Source organism: Algibacter miyuki (assembly GCF_030409805.1).
Taxonomy (GTDB): Bacteria; Bacteroidota; Bacteroidia; order Flavobacteriales; family Flavobacteriaceae; genus Algibacter; species Algibacter miyuki.
The window spans coordinates 1,079,835-1,096,242 of sequence record NZ_JAUFQP010000007.1 but is presented as its reverse complement, the minus strand read 5'-3'; the positions used below and the strand labels follow the sequence as shown (position 1 = coordinate 1,096,242).

Annotated in this window: 18 protein-coding genes; 12 read left to right on the top strand and 6 right to left on the bottom strand. The window is 34.8% G+C overall.

All coding sequences use genetic code 11. The annotated features are described in order from the left end of the window. Window positions 1-3: 3 nt before the first annotated feature. On the bottom strand, window positions 4-567 hold the full coding sequence (locus QWY92_RS07645; RefSeq protein WP_290269921.1) for a DUF3109 family protein: 564 nt from the start codon (window positions 565-567) through the stop codon (window positions 4-6). A gap of 98 nt (window positions 568-665) precedes the next feature. On the opposite strand from QWY92_RS07645, the gene QWY92_RS07640 reads away from it, so the two are divergent. From QWY92_RS07640 to QWY92_RS07630, 3 genes are read left to right on the top strand one after another with little or no spacing between them, the layout of a single operon-like run. Next, complete coding sequence (locus tag QWY92_RS07640) at window positions 666-1,253, top strand: MarC family protein (RefSeq protein ID WP_290269919.1); 588 nt, start codon at window positions 666-668, stop codon at window positions 1,251-1,253. A gap of 12 nt (window positions 1,254-1,265) precedes the next feature. After that, window positions 1,266-1,469 (top strand): hypothetical protein, encoded by a 204-nt coding sequence (locus tag QWY92_RS07635; protein ID WP_290269918.1) that lies wholly within the window; start codon window positions 1,266-1,268, stop codon window positions 1,467-1,469. 1 nt (window position 1,470) lies between these two features. Beyond that, window positions 1,471-2,076, top strand: coding sequence for an NAD(P)-binding domain-containing protein (locus QWY92_RS07630; RefSeq protein ID WP_290269916.1), 606 nt, complete (start codon window positions 1,471-1,473; stop codon window positions 2,074-2,076). A gap of 87 nt (window positions 2,077-2,163) precedes the next feature. On the opposite strand, the gene pckA is transcribed toward QWY92_RS07630, so the two are convergent. Together pckA and QWY92_RS07620 are read right to left on the bottom strand one after the other, a co-directional pair. Next, window positions 2,164-3,780 (bottom strand): phosphoenolpyruvate carboxykinase (ATP), encoded by a 1,617-nt coding sequence (pckA, locus tag QWY92_RS07625; RefSeq protein WP_290269914.1) that lies wholly within the window; start codon window positions 3,778-3,780, stop codon window positions 2,164-2,166. A gap of 45 nt (window positions 3,781-3,825) precedes the next feature. After that, on the bottom strand, window positions 3,826-4,218 hold the full coding sequence (locus tag QWY92_RS07620; RefSeq protein ID WP_290269912.1) for a DUF423 domain-containing protein: 393 nt from the start codon (window positions 4,216-4,218) through the stop codon (window positions 3,826-3,828). An 85-nt stretch (window positions 4,219-4,303) separates the two neighbouring features. On the opposite strand from QWY92_RS07620, the gene QWY92_RS07615 reads away from it, so the two are divergent. The 5 genes from QWY92_RS07615 to QWY92_RS07595 all read left to right on the top strand — a co-directional run bounded on the left by QWY92_RS07615 (window position 4,304) and on the right by QWY92_RS07595 (window position 9,638). Next, window positions 4,304-5,668: a saccharopine dehydrogenase family protein gene (locus QWY92_RS07615; protein WP_290269910.1), complete on the top strand. Its 1,365-nt coding sequence runs from the start codon at window positions 4,304-4,306 to the stop codon at window positions 5,666-5,668. A gap of 296 nt (window positions 5,669-5,964) precedes the next feature. Next, window positions 5,965-7,002 (top strand): aldo/keto reductase, encoded by a 1,038-nt coding sequence (locus QWY92_RS07610; protein WP_290269909.1) that lies wholly within the window; start codon window positions 5,965-5,967, stop codon window positions 7,000-7,002. A gap of 526 nt (window positions 7,003-7,528) precedes the next feature. Continuing rightward, on the top strand, window positions 7,529-8,044 hold the full coding sequence (locus tag QWY92_RS07605; RefSeq protein WP_290269907.1) for a hypothetical protein: 516 nt from the start codon (window positions 7,529-7,531) through the stop codon (window positions 8,042-8,044). A 113-nt stretch (window positions 8,045-8,157) separates the two neighbouring features. Then, window positions 8,158-8,826 carry a C40 family peptidase gene (locus QWY92_RS07600; protein WP_290269906.1) on the top strand — a complete coding sequence of 223 codons (669 nt, stop codon included), beginning with the start codon at window positions 8,158-8,160 and terminating at the stop codon, window positions 8,824-8,826. 227 nt (window positions 8,827-9,053) lie between these two features. Next, window positions 9,054-9,638 carry a DUF6515 family protein gene (locus tag QWY92_RS07595; protein WP_290269904.1) on the top strand — a complete coding sequence of 195 codons (585 nt, stop codon included), beginning with the start codon at window positions 9,054-9,056 and terminating at the stop codon, window positions 9,636-9,638. Between the two features lie 120 nt (window positions 9,639-9,758). On the opposite strand, the gene QWY92_RS07590 is transcribed toward QWY92_RS07595, so the two are convergent. The 3 genes from QWY92_RS07590 to QWY92_RS07580 all read right to left on the bottom strand — a co-directional run bounded on the left by QWY92_RS07590 (window position 9,759) and on the right by QWY92_RS07580 (window position 12,614). Continuing rightward, complete coding sequence (locus QWY92_RS07590; RefSeq protein ID WP_290269902.1) at window positions 9,759-10,139, bottom strand: hypothetical protein; 381 nt, start codon at window positions 10,137-10,139, stop codon at window positions 9,759-9,761. 284 nt (window positions 10,140-10,423) lie between these two features. Then, entirely contained in the window at window positions 10,424-11,971 is a 1,548-nt protein-coding gene (locus QWY92_RS07585; RefSeq protein ID WP_290269900.1) for an Rne/Rng family ribonuclease, read from the bottom strand. A 352-nt stretch (window positions 11,972-12,323) separates the two neighbouring features. Next, entirely contained in the window at window positions 12,324-12,614 is a 291-nt protein-coding gene (locus QWY92_RS07580; RefSeq protein WP_042496479.1) for an HU family DNA-binding protein, read from the bottom strand. Window positions 12,615-12,752: 138 nt separating this feature from the next. Here QWY92_RS07580 and mutY point away from each other — a divergent pair, with 138 nt between their 5' ends. The 4 genes from mutY (at window position 12,753) to gldD (ending at window position 16,353) form a co-directional block, all read left to right on the top strand. After that, the gene (gene mutY, locus QWY92_RS07575) at window positions 12,753-13,793 is read left to right on the top strand and encodes an A/G-specific adenine glycosylase (RefSeq protein WP_290269896.1); all 1,041 of its coding nucleotides are present in this window, start codon (window positions 12,753-12,755) and stop codon (window positions 13,791-13,793) included. A gap of 156 nt (window positions 13,794-13,949) precedes the next feature. Then, entirely contained in the window at window positions 13,950-14,402 is a 453-nt protein-coding gene (locus QWY92_RS07570; RefSeq protein ID WP_290269894.1) for a single-stranded DNA-binding protein, read from the top strand. A 53-nt stretch (window positions 14,403-14,455) separates the two neighbouring features. After that, on the top strand, window positions 14,456-15,760 hold the full coding sequence (locus QWY92_RS07565; RefSeq protein WP_290269892.1) for a gliding motility-associated protein GldE: 1,305 nt from the start codon (window positions 14,456-14,458) through the stop codon (window positions 15,758-15,760). 2 nt (window positions 15,761-15,762) lie between these two features. After that, window positions 15,763-16,353: a gliding motility lipoprotein GldD gene (gene gldD, locus QWY92_RS07560; RefSeq protein ID WP_290269890.1), complete on the top strand. Its 591-nt coding sequence runs from the start codon at window positions 15,763-15,765 to the stop codon at window positions 16,351-16,353. The last annotated feature ends 55 nt before the right edge of the window (window positions 16,354-16,408 follow it).

The following is a 16,408-nucleotide window of genomic DNA, read 5'->3' as shown; positions in this document are numbered from 1 at the left end:
AATTTACATGGTTTCGGCTACCTTTTCAAGTTCCATATACCAGTCTTCGCCAAACTTTCTAATCAAAGCTTCCTTTACGAATTTATAAATAGGCACACCCAATTCTTCTCCTAAAGAACAAGCATCGTCGCAAATTTGCCATTTATGATAGTTAATTGCAGAAAACTCGGTATAATCGCTCACTCGAACTGGGTATAAATGACAAGAAACGGGCTTTTTCCATGATATTTCACCCTGATTATAAGCTTCTTCAATAGCACAAAGCGCTACGTTTTTATCATCGAAAATCACATAAGCGCAATCGGCTCCATTAATTAACGGCGTTTCCAAATCGCCATCTTCCGATGTTGTAAAAGTACCTTGAGCTTCGATAGCATCAATACCTTCTTGGCGCAAAAAGGGTTTCACCTTCGGGTAAATAGATTTTAATATTTCTGTCTCCTCCGCTTCCAACGGCGCTCCCGCATCTCCATCGATACAACAAGCCCCTTTACAGGCCGATAGGTTACATAAAAAATCCTTCTTTATAACGTCCTCTGACACAATGGTTTTCCCTAATTGAAACATATATTTTTTTATCTTGTAGACTACAAAAATAGTTAATACCTTAGTCTTTTTAATTAAAAAAATAAACTACTTTTGCCGAAAATTTAAAGCCCCAATTTATGCAACTTAATTTTAAAGAAATCATTACAGCTTTTATGGTGCTCTTTGCTGTTATAGACATCATTGGTAACATACCGATTGTTATCGATTTACGTAAAAAAGCAGGACATATACAAAGTGGAAAAGCATCTGTTATTGCAGGTGTTATTTTAATTATTTTTTTATTTCTAGGAAAAAGTATTTTGAACCTTATTGGTATTGATGTTAATTCTTTTGCCGTAGCTGGTGCTTTTATCCTATTTTTTATTGCTTTAGAAATGATTTTAGGTATTACACTTTATAAGCAAGACGAAGAAACCTCGATGAATACCGCTGTATTCCCTCTAGCTTTTCCATTAATTGCAGGACCTGGAAGTTTAACCACTTTATTATCGCTTAGAGCAGAGTTCAGAATAGAAAATATTATTGTTGCCGTTTTAATGAATGTCCTTATTATTTATATCGTTTTAAAAACATCAACACGCATAGAGCGTATTCTAGGGCAAAATGGCATCAATATAATTCGTAAAGTATTTGGCGTTATATTATTGGCTATTGCCGTAAAATTATTTACTCACAACATTAAAGCACTTTTTCAAGTTGCATAATCTTTATATCCTATGAAAATTTTAACCATCGTACTCAGCATACTTGCCTTAGCACTTATTGCTTTTAACTTTACACAAATTGATTTCAGTAATCCATTAGAAGGCCAAAGCGCCATTGCTATAATTACCATTGTAGCTTCGCTTTGCGTTATTTTAATGATGCTTATTTTAAGAGTTTCTAAGCAAATTGAACAAAAAGTAAAAGGACGTAATTAATATGATTGATGCTTTAATTATTGGTGGCGGTGCAGCAGGTTTATCTTGCGCCTTAGTTTTAGGTTCGGCCCAAAACAAAGCCTTTGCTAAAGATAAATCCATAGCGATAATCACCCACCAAAAAACATCACATTTACAAACAGCCTTATTTAATAACGTATTAGGTCTGGCTCCAGGTACCACTGGCGAATCTATTTTAGATAATGGCATTGCGCAACTTACCGCGTTATATCCGCATGTTGAACAAATAGACCACGAAAAGGTTTCTGATATTTCAAAATCTGAAAACGGTTTTACGGTAACCACAAACAAAAGCACTTACACAGCTAAAATCGTGGTAGTTGCTGTAGGTTACACCAATTTAATAAACATCAATGGCTTAGAGCCATTTATAGAACCACACCCTAGAGCTGCGGCCGAAAAAGATCGTATTTGGTTAAAAAATACCGATCATTTAATTGAAACTAATCTTTATGTCGCTGGTACTTTAGCCGGATGGCGCAGTCAATTTGCCATAGCTTCCGGAAGTGGTGCTCATGTGGCCACTGATATTTTAACCCTTTGGAACAACGGAAAACACGCCAAAGTACACGATAAAGTTTTATAAAGAACACGACTTATAAATAAATAAAAAGAGCGATTTCAAAGTTATGAAATCGCTCTTTTTTATATAATTCAATCTAATAGAATTCTACTAGAATGCATAACGTTGCGGGCCGCCACGTCTAATTTCTTCACTACAATGGGCTTCGAATTTTTTGAAATTCTCACGAAATGCATTAGTTAATTTAAAAGCTGTTGTATAATAAGCTTCATCATCATTCCAAGTGGCACGCGGACTCAAAACACTGGTTGGTACACCTGGACATTCCCGAGGTTGCGCCACACCAAATACCGAGTGAATATGGTAATCATCATAAGTGTATAAACCCAAATCACCATTAAGCACAGCGTTTATCATGGCTCTGGTATATTTCAATTTCATACGTGTACCTACACCGTAAGGACCGCCCGTCCAACCGGTATTTACCAACCATACATTTACACCAGCATCAGTCATTTTTTGACTTAACATCTCGGCGTATTTAGAAGGATGTAATGGCATAAAAGGTGCACCAAAACAAGCTGAGAACGATGGTACAGGTTCAACAACACCCGCTTCGGTTCCTGCAACTTTAGCCGTATAACCCGAAATAAAATGATATGCAGCCTGGCTTGGTGTTAACTTAGAAATTGGAGGTAAAACACCAAAAGCATCTGCCGTTAAAAAGAAAATATTCTTCGGATTTTTCCCTACGGAAGGTTTCCTGATATTCTCAATATGATCTATCGGATAACTTACTCGTGTGTTTTGTGTAATCGATGTATCGGCAAAATTAACATCGCCGCTTTTATCTAAAATAACATTTTCAAGAATAGCTCCTTTTTTAATGGCATCAAAAATCTCAGGCTCGTTATCTTTACAAAGGTTAATCACTTTAGCATAGCAACCGCCTTCAAAGTTAAATACTGAATTTTCATTAGTCCACCCATGCTCATCATCGCCAATTAAGCTTCTATTCGGGTCGGTAGACAACGTTGTTTTTCCTGTTCCTGAAAGTCCAAAGAAAATAGCTGTATCTCCATCTTCCCCCACATTGGCACTGCAATGCATAGGTAGGGTGTTTTTAAATACAGGCAAAATAAAATTCAATGCCGAAAAAATGCCTTTTTTAATTTCTCCTGTATATCCCGTTCCACCAATTAAGGCTATCTTTTTAGTGAAGTTTAAAATAGCAAAATTATGTTGTCGCGTTCCATCTTCGGCTGCTACAGCCATAAATCCGGGTGCATTAACAACCGTCCATTCCGGGGTAAAATCTTCCAATTCGGCTTCCGTAGGCCTTAAAAACATATTGTAAGCAAACTGGTTGCTCCACGGAAATTCATTTATAACTCTAATATTCAGTTTATAATTTTCATCGGCGCAAGCATAACTATCGCGAACAAAAATTTCTTTTCCCGACAAGTAATCAACAACCTTATTATAAAGCGCATCAAATTTATCCGCTTCAAAAGGGATATTGATATCGCCCCACCATACTTTATCTTTAGTAATATCGTCTTTAACAATAAAGCGATCTTTTGGCGATCGCCCTGTAAATTCACCTGTATTTACTGCTAAAGCTCCAGACGAAGCTGTTTGCCCCTGCCCTTTTTCAATAGCAATAGCATGAAGTTCCTCGGGTGATAATTGATAATGAATTTTGGCCTTTTTAATACCGTAAGATTCTAACGCAATCGTTTTCGTAGTTTGAGTGTAATTTCCCATGTTTTGATGATAAATTATTTATTGCGTAAATTTAAAACAAATAAATCAGACAATAGGCTTCTTTTTTAAGAAATCAATAAACATAAGTAACCAAGCAACAATAAGTAACAAACCTCCAATAGGTGTTATAAACCCTATAGTTTTAAAGTCGAAACCTGTTAAAGTATTAGTTGCTAAACCATAAATAGAACCAGAAAAAAACAGTAAACCAACAATCACTAAATAAAACATTTTGGTTTTTGTTTTTTCAGAAATAACATTTGAACCACCAACAAACAGCAATAAAAAAGCATGATACATTTGGTAACGTACACCTGTTTCAAAAGTTTGTACAGCCTCAACAGAAATTAACGCTTTTAAACCATGAGCTCCAAAAGCACCTAAAACAATACTGATTAATCCTAAAATGGAAGCTGTTATTAAAATAGTTCTATTCATAATAATTAAAATTAAATCCTTTAAAATTCATTAAATTAGTGAAGCATAAACCCAATTATTACACCACCAAACAAAATTACTCAATATGCGAAATATATTAATCATTGGTTCCGGAAAATCTACTGCCTATTTGTTAAAGTATTTACTAGATAAATCGGAAAGCGAACAATTATTTATCACTGTTGCCGATTTAAACATCACCCAAGCAAAAACCTTAATTGCAAACCACAAAAATGCCAAGCCAATAACACTCGATGTATTTAACGATAGCGACAGAAAAACAGCTATTCAAGCAGCCGACATTGTGATTTCTATGCTTCCGGCACGTTTCCATATTGAAGTTGCTAAAGATTGCGTTTTGTATGAAAAACACATGGTAACGGCATCGTATGTAGACCAAAACATGCAAGATTTACACCAAGAAGCTATAAAGAAAGGGCTTATTTTAATGAACGAAATTGGCGTAGATCCCGGCATAGACCACATGAGCGCCATGCACGTTTTAGACCGTATTCGTGACAATGGTGGCAAGCTTATTTTGTTCGAATCATTCACGGGAGGCCTTGTAGCACCAGAAAGCGACACCAATTTATGGAATTACAAATTCACCTGGAACCCCCGAAATGTGGTTATTGCAGGCCAAGGTGGTTCTGCAAAATTTCTTCAAGAAGGCACCTATAAGTACATTCCTTACAACCGTTTATTTCGTCGTACCGAATTTCTAGAAATCGAAAATTTCGGACGTTTCGAGGTTTATGCCAACCGCGATTCTTTAAAATATCAAAGCATTTACGGGCTCGAAAATGTAAAAACGTTATACCGAGGCACTATCCGCCGTGTAGGCTTCTGCAAAGCATGGAATATTTTTGTAACCCTAGGCATGACGGATGATAGCTACACCATAGAAGACAGCGAAAACATGAGTTATCGCGATTTCACAAACGCTTTTCTTCCCTACAGCCCTAACGATTCCGTAGAACTCAAACTGCGTTACCAACTTAAAATTGACCAAGACGATATTATTTGGGACAAACTCTTAGAGCTTGACATATTTAATCCCAATAAAAAAGTAGAACTCGTTAAAGCCACCCCAGCTCAAATACTCCAAAAAATACTTATGGACAGCTGGACACTTGCCCCAAAAGACAAAGACATGCTTGTTATGTACCATAAATTTGGCTACGAAAAAGATGGAAAACATTACCAAATAGACTCCAGTATGGTCACGCTCGGTCAAGATCAAACCTACACTGCCATGGCCAAAACAGTGGGTTTACCAGTCGCCATAGCAACCATTGCCATTCTCAATAAAAAAATTACCACTCCCGGTGTACAAATCCCAATAAACAAAGAAGTTTATGAGCCTATCCTAAAACAGTTAGAACCATTTGGCATCACATTTATAGAGAAAGAAGTCCCTTATTTGGGTTACAATCCTTTAAATAGATAAACCTTTTGGGCGTTCCTCTCCCGATAGCAATCGGGAGAGGCGGGCTTTACACTGCAAGTCCTCGCACCTCCTGCGTCGGGCTGTGGGCTATCCGCTGCAATCCCTAACGCAGGCCTTTCCTAAACTATAGAACCATAATAAATTACAGTTCATCTTCAGAAAAACAAAATATTCTAATCCTTTTTAAAACACCCCACTTGAAGTAAAACCATCATAAAAACCCTCAAAAAAACAAAAGCTTTTAAAGGTTTTTTTATCTTTAACGACTAAGTTAAAAATATCTCGAAAACCGCAACATGAAATACACAACACTACCGAATACCAATATAAAAGTTAGTAAAATATGCCTAGGTTCTATGACTTGGGGCAATCAAAACACAGAATCCGAAGGCCATGCACAATTAGATTACGCACTAGAACAAGGCGTTAATTTTATTGACACCGCCGAACTTTATCCGGTACCAGCAACAGCAGAAACCCAAGGACGAACCAGTAAAATTATTGGTACTTGGCTTAAAAAAACAGGCAAGAGAGATCAAATTGTTTTAGCCTCAAAAATAGCTGGTAAAGGTGATTATACTGCGCATATTCGTAAAACAGGTTTCAGCCCTGAAGCCATAAACAATGCCGTAGATGGCGAATTAAAACGCTTACAAACCGATTATATTGATTTATTTCAACTGCATTGGCCAGAACGCCAAACCAATTATTTTGGTGTGCGCGATTACAATCATGATGCAAACGATGCCTGGCAAGATAACTTCAATAGTATTTTAAATACGTTAGATACCCTTATAAAATCTGGAAAAATTAGACATATCGGAATGTCAAACGAGAAAGCCTGGGGAGCCATGCGCTATCTGGAAGAATCTAAAACAAATAATTTACCTCGTATGGCCACCATACAAAACGCCTACTCACTAATAAATCGTGTTTTCGAAGGTGACATGGCGGAAGTGTCTATGCGTGAAAATTTAGGATTATTAGCTTATTCGCCTATGGCTTTTGGGGTCTTATCTGGTAAATACATAAAAGGCACAGAGTCCGAAAACTCAAGATTGAACTTATTCCCAAGGTTCGCACGATACAGCAGCGAGCAATCTACCGAAGCTACAAAACGCTATCTTAAAATTGCTGAAGCCCATAACATGTCGCTTGCACAAATGGCCCTTGCTTTTGTTAACCAACGTCCGTTTTTAACGAGTAATATTATTGGTGCCACCAACTTAGAACAACTTAAAGAAAACATCGATAGTATAAACGTTGTATTAAGCGATTCTGTTCTAGAACAAATTAATGCCGTTCATGCTGCTATTCCAAATCCAGCACCATAAATACGACTCAAAACACCCATAAAAACAAATTTTAAAAATTTAAAAAGTCCAAAACTATTTCGAATAAATATATTTTTAAAATTAATAACACCTATTGTTTTTGAGAGAAAAACATCACAAAATCAGAATGTTACATATTAAATAGCAGATATAAAACGCGCCAAATCAAGCGTTTTATTCTGCTATTTTAATTTAAAATTTTTGATTTTTAAGTTATTCTATAACAATTTCGATAAATACATGAATAAAATCTTACAAGAAGTGATTTATTATAAATTTTTTTAATCTGAAATTATAATAACTATCATATTTAGACTAAATTTATACTTATTACGAGTAGTAAATGAGTCCCAAAAATAAAATCTTAATACTTACTTCTATCTTTTTGCTAATTATAAACATATTTGTTTTTAGCACCCTAAATCTATTTGAAAACAGAATAGCAAAAATTATTACAAGCTTAGTTTTTCTTTCTTTCTTTATCTATATTAAAGGTTACAGACATCCAAATATTTTTATTACAATTATGTCATTTACCATATGCAACCTACTCATGTTCAACTATGAATCTTTAATTTTTAATAAATTAACATCCTATGTGAGTATTATTGGTTACAGCGCATTGATATTTCATATTACAAAAAGAACGAGTATAAAAAAAGTAGATCCTTATATTCTTGTATTTTTCGGGTTTTTAATTATTCTAAACTTATACTGCCTATATGTTATTATGCATACAGTAAGTTATAAAATGATCGATGTCTCTCAAGAAATCACACATTATATTTATGGCTTATTCATCATTTTTAGTTGTATTGTTGCTGCTTGCCATAGCTTCACCCAAAACACTAAAAAATCTATGCAGCTATTAATAGTTGTTCTTGCGCTATCTCTTATGGATCTTTTTTCCTTTTTGGCCTATTATTATGATTGGAATATTTTATTTTATTACGATCGTGCTTTCCATATTATTGCATCTCTTTTTATTGTTAAATACACCATAAAACTTTCTGAACGCGAAGAAAATGTTAAAATTGAATAGTAGAAGATATTAATCAGCCTCTATGAAATTAATGCTTTTAAAATTTAATTCCTTATATTTAAATCTCTATCAACTAATTACTTAGCATATTTAACGTTTAAACACTTTATATTATGTTAGGAGACACATTAAAAATCGCTCTAGGCGAATTGGGACAAAAAGAAATAAAAGGTACCCAACACAACGACCGCATTTTAGAATATCAAGAAACAACGGGTCTTTCTTTTGGAAACGACGAGGTGGCTTGGTGTAGTATTTTTGCCAACTGGGTGGCTTTACAAGCTAAATTAGAACAATCTAATAGTGCTATGGCCCGAAGCTGGTTAAAGGTGGGACACAAAACCGATTGGCCGCAACCTGGCGACATTGTTGTGTTTTGGAGAACGAATAGAAATGGTCCCTTTGGGCATGTAGGTTTCTTTATAGGTTATACAAAAAGTGGAAAATCAATTTATTGTATTGGCGGTAATCAGAACGATGAGGTTAACATACAAACCTTTCCATTGGATCGTATTTTGGAATTTAGAAGTTTAACAGACCAAGTTTCATCTCAGTTGGTAATTCCAACCGGTTATTTACGCCAAGGTGATAGTAGTAAAAACGTGAAACTGCTTCAACTTATATTAATAAAAATGCAATTTTTAACTGGAAATGCCGATGGTGTATTTGGTCCGAATACCGAAAAAGCACTCAGAAATTTTCAAACCGACAACCATATTACCGTCGATGGCATTTATGGTAGTGAATCTAGAACGGTTTTAGAAAGCCTATTTACCTCCTAAAAACGATTTTCCAACAGAATTTAAAACACATCGCTTAACTATTAAGTGCCAGACGACTAACACATCTAGCACTTTTTTTTATGGTACTTCTTTTTTATAATTATCTATCAGTTCTTTTCGTTTTATCCATCTAAACTAACTTATAAAGTTATGTTAAAGCCTGATATCGCGTTAAACACTGCCGACATTACAAGGTCTAAAGGGTATAACTCATAAAAATAAAAAACATGAAAACTATATTTAAAACAAGCGTAGCACTTTTATTAGTATTAGGGATTTCGGCAACTAGTTTTGCACAAACAAACTCTAGACGCACAACGGTTACTAAAACGGTAACAACAAAAACAAGTGCAAAAAAGGCCCCCGTATCGCGTAGTAAAGTACAGTATAAAACCCCCACTAGAAAAGTAGTATCGGTTAGAAATATACCAAAATCGTCGGTTACAATAAAACACAACGGCACATCTATATACTATACCAACAATAGCTTTTTTAGACTGAATGGTGGTAGATATTTACCTGTTGTACCTACACGAGGTTTTCAAATTAAAATGCTACCTACAGGCTACAAACGCATTAACCACAACAACCATAGCTATTATGTACACAATGGCATTTACTTTGTTAAAACAAATAATTACTATGAAGTTATAAACCCAGAAATTGGCACCATAGTGTATGAACTCCCTTCGGAAGCTGAAAAAGTAACAATCGACGGTGAACGTTATTATGAATTTAATGATGTTCTATATGAAAAAATTCAAGTTGATGGTACACGTGCTTATGAAGTTATTGGCTTTATTGGAAACTAATAACTAAGCTTCATATTTTTAAATTGAAACGGTTCGAAAAGCAGGTAGTGTTGTCTAGCTAGCTTTTCGAACCGTTTTGTTTTACATTTTACTAAGTCTTGAAAATAATAATTTATTAGCTTACTTAAAACTAAATCCGTCCAGCCAACTTAAGGCTGCCGAGCGGGTTGAGAATACCTTATACTTATATTTTTTATTTTGAGCTATAGCTCCATACAACGTGCTTATTGCTGCTGTTGCAGGATTACTAATAACAACGGCACTAGCTACAAAGGCATAATCTTCTAAAGATTTTGTTTTAGCTTGATTGCAAAGCTGTAAATCTTTAAAAGTAAAAGTTACCACAACATCGGTAGCATCAACTATACTTCGTAATTGTCTAGGGTAGAGCTTATTGCTTTTAAAATGCAATAAGTAGCGCACTAAATCTTTAGTGCTAACAACGTCTTTAAATTCGGTTTCAAGAATTTGCGTCTGATGATTATACACGGAATGTATCATTCTAAAAAAATAGGGTTGTAAGATGGTTAAGGTTGGTGCAAATTTAATAATTATAGATTGCTTTTATAACTATTATTCAATGAACCAACTACCTTTTAGACGAATAACATAAACTTAATCGATGAAGTGCGTTAGGGATAGAACGGTTTGTTTGAGCTCTTTTTGTGTTGTTGCGCCTTTGCAACACAAAAAAGCGAGTAGTGATAGCCCGACCCTTTTCGGGTAACGCCCAAAATACAAGACACAAAAAAACCCCAGACTAATTACTTAGTGCGGGGTTTGTGTTATTTAATTTGATTACCATCTTTATCGAAAAAATGGTATTCTAGATACGTGTAAGCATCTCTTGGTAAAATTTTAACCCACTTTTTGTGCTCAAAAAACCATTTTGAACGCAACGATGGAAAGCCTTTTGTTATGAAGGCTGCTATAAAAGGATGCGTGTTTAAAGTCAGCTTTTTATAGTCTTTTTTTAATAATTTTTCTAGGTCGTGGTTAATTTTCTCCACGATGCCTATTGGTGCTTCTACCTCGGAACCATTAATTATTACGTCGGGATTTTCCTCTCGTGTTTTAATGTTCATTTCTGGTCGAACTCGTTGTCTTGTGATTTGAATTAGTCCAAATTTACTTGGTGGCAAAATCTTATGTTTTGCTCTGTCGTCCTTCATTTCGTCACGAAGATGATTGAAGAGTTTTTGTCTGTTTTCAGCATTGGTCATATCTATAAAATCGACTACAATAATGCCGCCCATGTCGCGTAAACGCAATTGGCGAGCCATTTCGGTAGCTGCGATTAGATTAACCTCAAGCGCTGTATCTTCTTGACTGTTGGCTTTGTTGGAACGGTTTCCGCTATTTACGTCTATAACGTGAAGGGCTTCGGTATGTTCTATTACCAAATAGGCACCTTTTGCCATGGACACGGTTTTGCCAAATGAGGTTTTAATTTGTCGTTCTATTCCGAATTTCTCGAAAATAGGTGTTTTGGACTGATACAATTTTACTATTGATTCTTTTTTAGGTGCAATTTCTTGCAAATACTCTTTAATTTGATAAAAAAGCGTTTCATCGTCTACTGTAATTCCTGTAAAGGTGTCGTTGAATATGTCTCTCAAAATTGATGAGGCTTTATTCATTTCTCCCAATACTTTACTTGGATGAATTGCTTTTGGTAGTTTACTGCACATTGTTGCCCAACGGCCTAACAAGTTTTGTAAATCTTTATCTAGTTCGGCTACTTTTTTGCCTTGTGCTACAGTACGAACAATGATACCAAACCCTGGAGGGGTTATGCTTTTCACTAATCGTTTTAGGCGGTCTTTTTCTTCGCGATCTTCTATTTTTTGAGAAATAGATATACGGTTTGAAAAAGGCACTAAAACAATGTATCTACCAGCAATAGAGAGCTCTGAGCTTATTCTAGGGCCTTTTGTAGATATTGGTTCTTTTACTATTTGTACTAATAGCGATTGATTTGATTTTAAGGCATCGACAATTTTACCGTCTTTATCGATGTCTTTTTCAAATGGGAAATTTTTTAAAGAAAAATCTTTAAGTTTACCTGTGCTTACACGTTTTGTGAATTTTAAAAGTGAAGGTAATTTTGGACCTAAATCGTGATAGTGCAAGAATGCATCTTTCTCGTAGCCTACATTTACAAATGAGGCATTTAGACCCGGAACAGTTTTTCTGATTTTAGCGATAAACACGTCGCCTACAGCAAAATTGTTGTCATCTTCGTCTTTCTGTAATTCAATAAGTTTTCCATCTTTTAATAAGGCAAAATCAACATGCTCGGAACTAGATCGAATAATCAATTCTTTATCCATTTTGTTAATTTTTATCCACCTCGAAATACTCGAGACAGATGGATTATACAATATTTTTGTTTGGCAAATTGCTTTACCAAACCACAGGATTTTTTAATAAATCTGTGGAGTTCATTATTTTAATTGAATGAACTCATTTCAAAGAACTTGGTGTTTTGTAAAACCAAAAAAAGTAGCTAATCTCTAACTACTTTTTTGATTTATTTTTTCTTCTTGTGACGGTTAGCGCGTCTACGTTTCTTACGTTTGTGCGTTGCAACCTTATGTCTCTTACGTTTTTTACCACTTGGCATAAATAGTCTGTTTTAAGTTAATAATTCGTTTTAACGCTGAACGATCTCAGCAATGATGCTTATTTTACGTCTACATTTGTTTTAACGCCTTCTACAAATACTTTTGCTGGCTTAAATGCAGGAATATTGTGTGCAGGTATTTTGATAGTTGTATTTTTTGAAATATTTCTACCAGTTTTCTCTGCTCTAGTTTTAATTATAAAGCTTCCGAAACCTCTTAAGTAAACGTTATCACCACCTTCTAAAGAAGTTTTTACTTCTTCCATGAAAGTTTCAACTGTTGCTTGAACGTCTCCTTTTTCAATTCCTAATTTTTCTGAAATTTTTGCTACTATATCAGCTTTTGTCATTATTGCTATTATTTTTAGGTTACTACTAAATTCTAAAAGGGATGCAAATATAAGGATTAAATATTCAATATTTCAAACCTAATTCATTAAAATTTAAGAATATAAACGTTTATTTTTGCAGCCGTTACAAATTCAACTATGAAGTTCTCAAAAACCCTAATCAACTGGTATTCAATTAACAAAAGAGATCTTCCTTGGCGAAAAACTACAAATCCATACTATATATGGTTGTCTGAAATTATTTTACAGCAAACACAAGTTAAGCAAGGGTTACCATATTATGATGCTTTCACCGCTAAATATCCTACAGTTTTCGATTTAGCTAACGCAAATGAAAGTGCTGTTTTAAAACTTTGGCAAGGTCTAGGATACTACTCGCGAGCTAGAAATTTGCATGCTACCGCAAAACATATAGCCTTTGATTTGGGCGGAAAATTCCCGAACACATATAAAGACTTACTAAAACTAAAAGGTGTTGGCGATTATACAGCAAGTGCCATAGCTTCCATTTGCTTTAATGAAGTTACTGCTGTAGTGGACGGAAACGTTTACCGCGTTTTGTCTCGTTATTTTGGAATTTCAACCGCCATAAACTCTACGCCTGGTGCAAAAGAATTTAAACAACTGGCTCAAAAACTAATCGATACTAAACAGCCAGCTGAATTCAACCAAGCCATTATGGAGTTTGGCGCCACACAATGCAAACCCAAAAATCCGGATTGCGATACGTGTCCATTTAACTCGAGCTGCATAGCCCTAAGCAAAAACACCATTAGCGAGTTGCCCGTAAAAATTAAAGCTGCGAAAGCGAAAAAGAAACATTTCAATTTTTTAGTTTTTATTTCTGAAGATGAAAAAACGATTATAGAACAGCGCCAAGGCAAAGGCATTTGGCAAAACCTTTATCAATTTCCTTTAATTGAAACTGAAAAAGCCACCAATTTCAAAAGCTTTAAAAGCTTAATAAAGGATCATGAATTACTTACAAATCAAGATTTTGAATTACTCCTATATAATAAGGAAGCTGTAGTGCACAAACTTTCGCACCAGCACCTATACACACATTTCTGGATTATTAAGGTTGACAAACTCCCTATAAACGGTATTAATATTGAAAATGTAAGAGATTTTCCCGTCCCCATTTTAATTGGCGATTTTATTGAACGCTTTAATTTTTAACGTATTAATTTCTTCTAAACCACAATTTTTTATTAATTTTAAAAAACGGAATGAAATTGATCTTATTTAAAAATAACAAACCGCTTCGGTTCTATTTTAAATACAGATTAATAAGAATTATTTATCTATTTTTGCATTCTTTCAAAAGAAATAATTATGGCTGGAACATTAAATAAAGTAATGCTTATTGGGCATTTAGGCGACGAAGTAAAAATGCACTACTTCGAAGGCGGTAACTGTGTTGGGCGTTTTTCTTTAGCAACCAACGAAACTTATGTTAGCAAGCAAACCAACGAACGTGTTACCAACACCGAGTGGCATAATATTGTAGTTAGAAATAAAGGCGCCGAAATTTGCGAAAAGTATTTAAGCAAAGGTGATAAAGTCTATATTGAAGGCCGATTGAAAACTAGAAAATGGCAAGATGATAAAGGTGTAGATAGATATTCTACGGAAATTCAATGTAATGATTTCACGTTTCTTTCTACTAAAAAAGAAAGCGAAAGCAACGCTGCCAAAGCAGCTCCTGCCGAACAAAAAACTGCAACTACTAGCCCACAACCTGCAAGTAAACCTATTGAAGATGCTGATGATGACCTTCCGTTTTAATATCATTCTCGATACCATATCGAGAACCCCGCGTTTAACCAAAAACCAAGCTCTTGGATCCTGACCCCGTTAGTTTAATAAGTTTATTTGTAGCAATCGATTTTTCTGTTGCCTTAGGTTACCTATTATTATTTGTACTACTCCTGTGCTCTGCCCTTATTTCTGGTGCAGAAGTGGCACTATTTTCATTATCTAAATCGGATGTTGAGGCCGATATAGCGGCAAAATCTAAACGTATACAAATTGTACTTCAACTATTAGAGCGTCCTAAAAAATTACTAGCCACCATTTTAGTGGCCAATAATTTTATAAACATTGCAGTGGTTATTCTGTTTGCTTATCTAAGCAGCAACCTATTTGAAGGCATTACAAACCCAATATTAAAATTCACTTTAGAGGTTGTAATCGTCACTTTTTTAATATTACTTTTTGGTGAAATACTTCCTAAAATTTATGCTAGTAGAAATAATCTAAAATTCGCCACATTTATGGCCTACCCTTTAAAGGTTTTAGATGTACTACTGTCTCCTATAAGTCTCCCAATGCGAAGCGTAACATTATCCATACACCAAAAATTAGGTAAACAAAAATCTAATTTAAGTGTCGATCAATTATCGCAAGCCTTAGAATTGACAAGTGAAGATGACACTACCAAAGAAGAACAAAAAATACTACAAGGTATTGTATCCTTCGGAAACACCGATACCAAACAAGTAATGCGCCCGCGAATTGATATTTTCGCGCTTAACATAGATCAGAAATACATGGATATAATGCCGGATATTGTAGAAAATGGCTATTCTAGGATTCCTGTTTACAAAGATAATATCGACACTATAAAAGGTATTCTGTACGTAAAAGATTTACTCCCTTTTATTGACCGGAAACAATTTGATTGGGCTACATTAATTCGTGAACCATTTTTTGTTCCAGAGAATAAAAAGCTAGATGATTTGATGGCTGAATTTCAAGAAAAGAAAGTCCACTTAGCCGTTGTAGTTGATGAATATGGAGGCACTTCGGGATTAATTTCTTTGGAAGATATTATTGAAGAAATTGTTGGCGACATCAGTGATGAGTTTGACGACGAAGACTTAACATACTCCAAACTGGACGATAACAATTATGTTTTTGAAGGTAAAACAGCTTTAAAAGACCTATACAAGGTAATAAAACTTGATGACGAAACCATTTTTGAAGATCATAAAGGAGAAGCTGAAACCATTGCAGGCTTTGTTTTAGAGATTTCTAGAAGTTTCCCCAAACTGAATAGTAAAATAAATTTCAAAAATTACGTTTTTACCATTGAAGCTTTAGACAAAAAACGCATTAGACTCGTTAAGTTTACAATTACATAATTATGACATTAAAAAGGTTTTACGTTTTATTACTACTAGCAGTATGTTTTTCATGCCAAGAAGATTTTATCCCAAAACCTAAAGCCTTTTTACGCTTAGAATATCCAACACCTAAATACAGCGCATCACATTTAGAGCCACTGCCTTTTACTTTTGAAACTAACGCATTAGCGGCACCAATAACATTAAAATTATTGCATGCACCAACGCAAACTTATGGTCTTAACATTGACTATCCCACATTAAATGGCACCGTATTTCTAACATATAAAGCAGTAAACGAAAACAATACAAACCTTGAAAACTTTATTCAAGATGCGCAAAAACTCACTTTAGAACACACCAAAAAGGCAGATGAAATTCCGGCATATCCATACGAAAATGCGGAGCGTAAAGTTTACGGGTTATTTTCTGAAGTTATTGGAAACGTTGCTTCGCCAGCGCAGTTTTATATTACTGATAGTATCAATCATTTTTTAACGGCTTCTTTATATTTCAACACGAAACCTAACTACGACTCCATACTTCCTGCCGCAAATTATTTACAAAACGACATGAAGCATATTATGGAAACCATTAAGTGGAAAGAATAAAAAGAGCTTCAATTCCGAAAGCAATGCTATTAAAACGGTGCATTTTGAAATAAAA

Coding starts and splice junctions, on each gene's coding strand:
- QWY92_RS07645 (WP_290269921.1), bottom strand. CDS start 567: ATGTTTCAATTAGGGAAAACCATTGTGTCAGAGGACGTTATAAAGAAG.
- QWY92_RS07640 (WP_290269919.1), top strand. CDS start 666: ATGCAACTTAATTTTAAAGAAATCATTACAGCTTTTATGGTGCTCTTT.
- QWY92_RS07635 (WP_290269918.1), top strand. CDS start 1,266: ATGAAAATTTTAACCATCGTACTCAGCATACTTGCCTTAGCACTTATT.
- QWY92_RS07630 (WP_290269916.1), top strand. CDS start 1,471: ATGATTGATGCTTTAATTATTGGTGGCGGTGCAGCAGGTTTATCTTGC.
- pckA (WP_290269914.1), bottom strand. CDS start 3,780: ATGGGAAATTACACTCAAACTACGAAAACGATTGCGTTAGAATCTTAC.
- QWY92_RS07620 (WP_290269912.1), bottom strand. CDS start 4,218: ATGAATAGAACTATTTTAATAACAGCTTCCATTTTAGGATTAATCAGT.
- QWY92_RS07615 (WP_290269910.1), top strand. CDS start 4,304: ATGCGAAATATATTAATCATTGGTTCCGGAAAATCTACTGCCTATTTG.
- QWY92_RS07610 (WP_290269909.1), top strand. CDS start 5,965: ATGAAATACACAACACTACCGAATACCAATATAAAAGTTAGTAAAATA.
- QWY92_RS07605 (WP_290269907.1), top strand. CDS start 7,529: ATGTCATTTACCATATGCAACCTACTCATGTTCAACTATGAATCTTTA.
- QWY92_RS07600 (WP_290269906.1), top strand. CDS start 8,158: ATGTTAGGAGACACATTAAAAATCGCTCTAGGCGAATTGGGACAAAAA.
- QWY92_RS07595 (WP_290269904.1), top strand. CDS start 9,054: ATGAAAACTATATTTAAAACAAGCGTAGCACTTTTATTAGTATTAGGG.
- QWY92_RS07590 (WP_290269902.1), bottom strand. CDS start 10,139: ATGATACATTCCGTGTATAATCATCAGACGCAAATTCTTGAAACCGAA.
- QWY92_RS07585 (WP_290269900.1), bottom strand. CDS start 11,971: ATGGATAAAGAATTGATTATTCGATCTAGTTCCGAGCATGTTGATTTT.
- QWY92_RS07580 (WP_042496479.1), bottom strand. CDS start 12,614: ATGACAAAAGCTGATATAGTAGCAAAAATTTCAGAAAAATTAGGAATT.
- mutY (WP_290269896.1), top strand. CDS start 12,753: ATGAAGTTCTCAAAAACCCTAATCAACTGGTATTCAATTAACAAAAGA.
- QWY92_RS07570 (WP_290269894.1), top strand. CDS start 13,950: ATGGCTGGAACATTAAATAAAGTAATGCTTATTGGGCATTTAGGCGAC.
- gldD (WP_290269890.1), top strand. CDS start 15,763: ATGACATTAAAAAGGTTTTACGTTTTATTACTACTAGCAGTATGTTTT.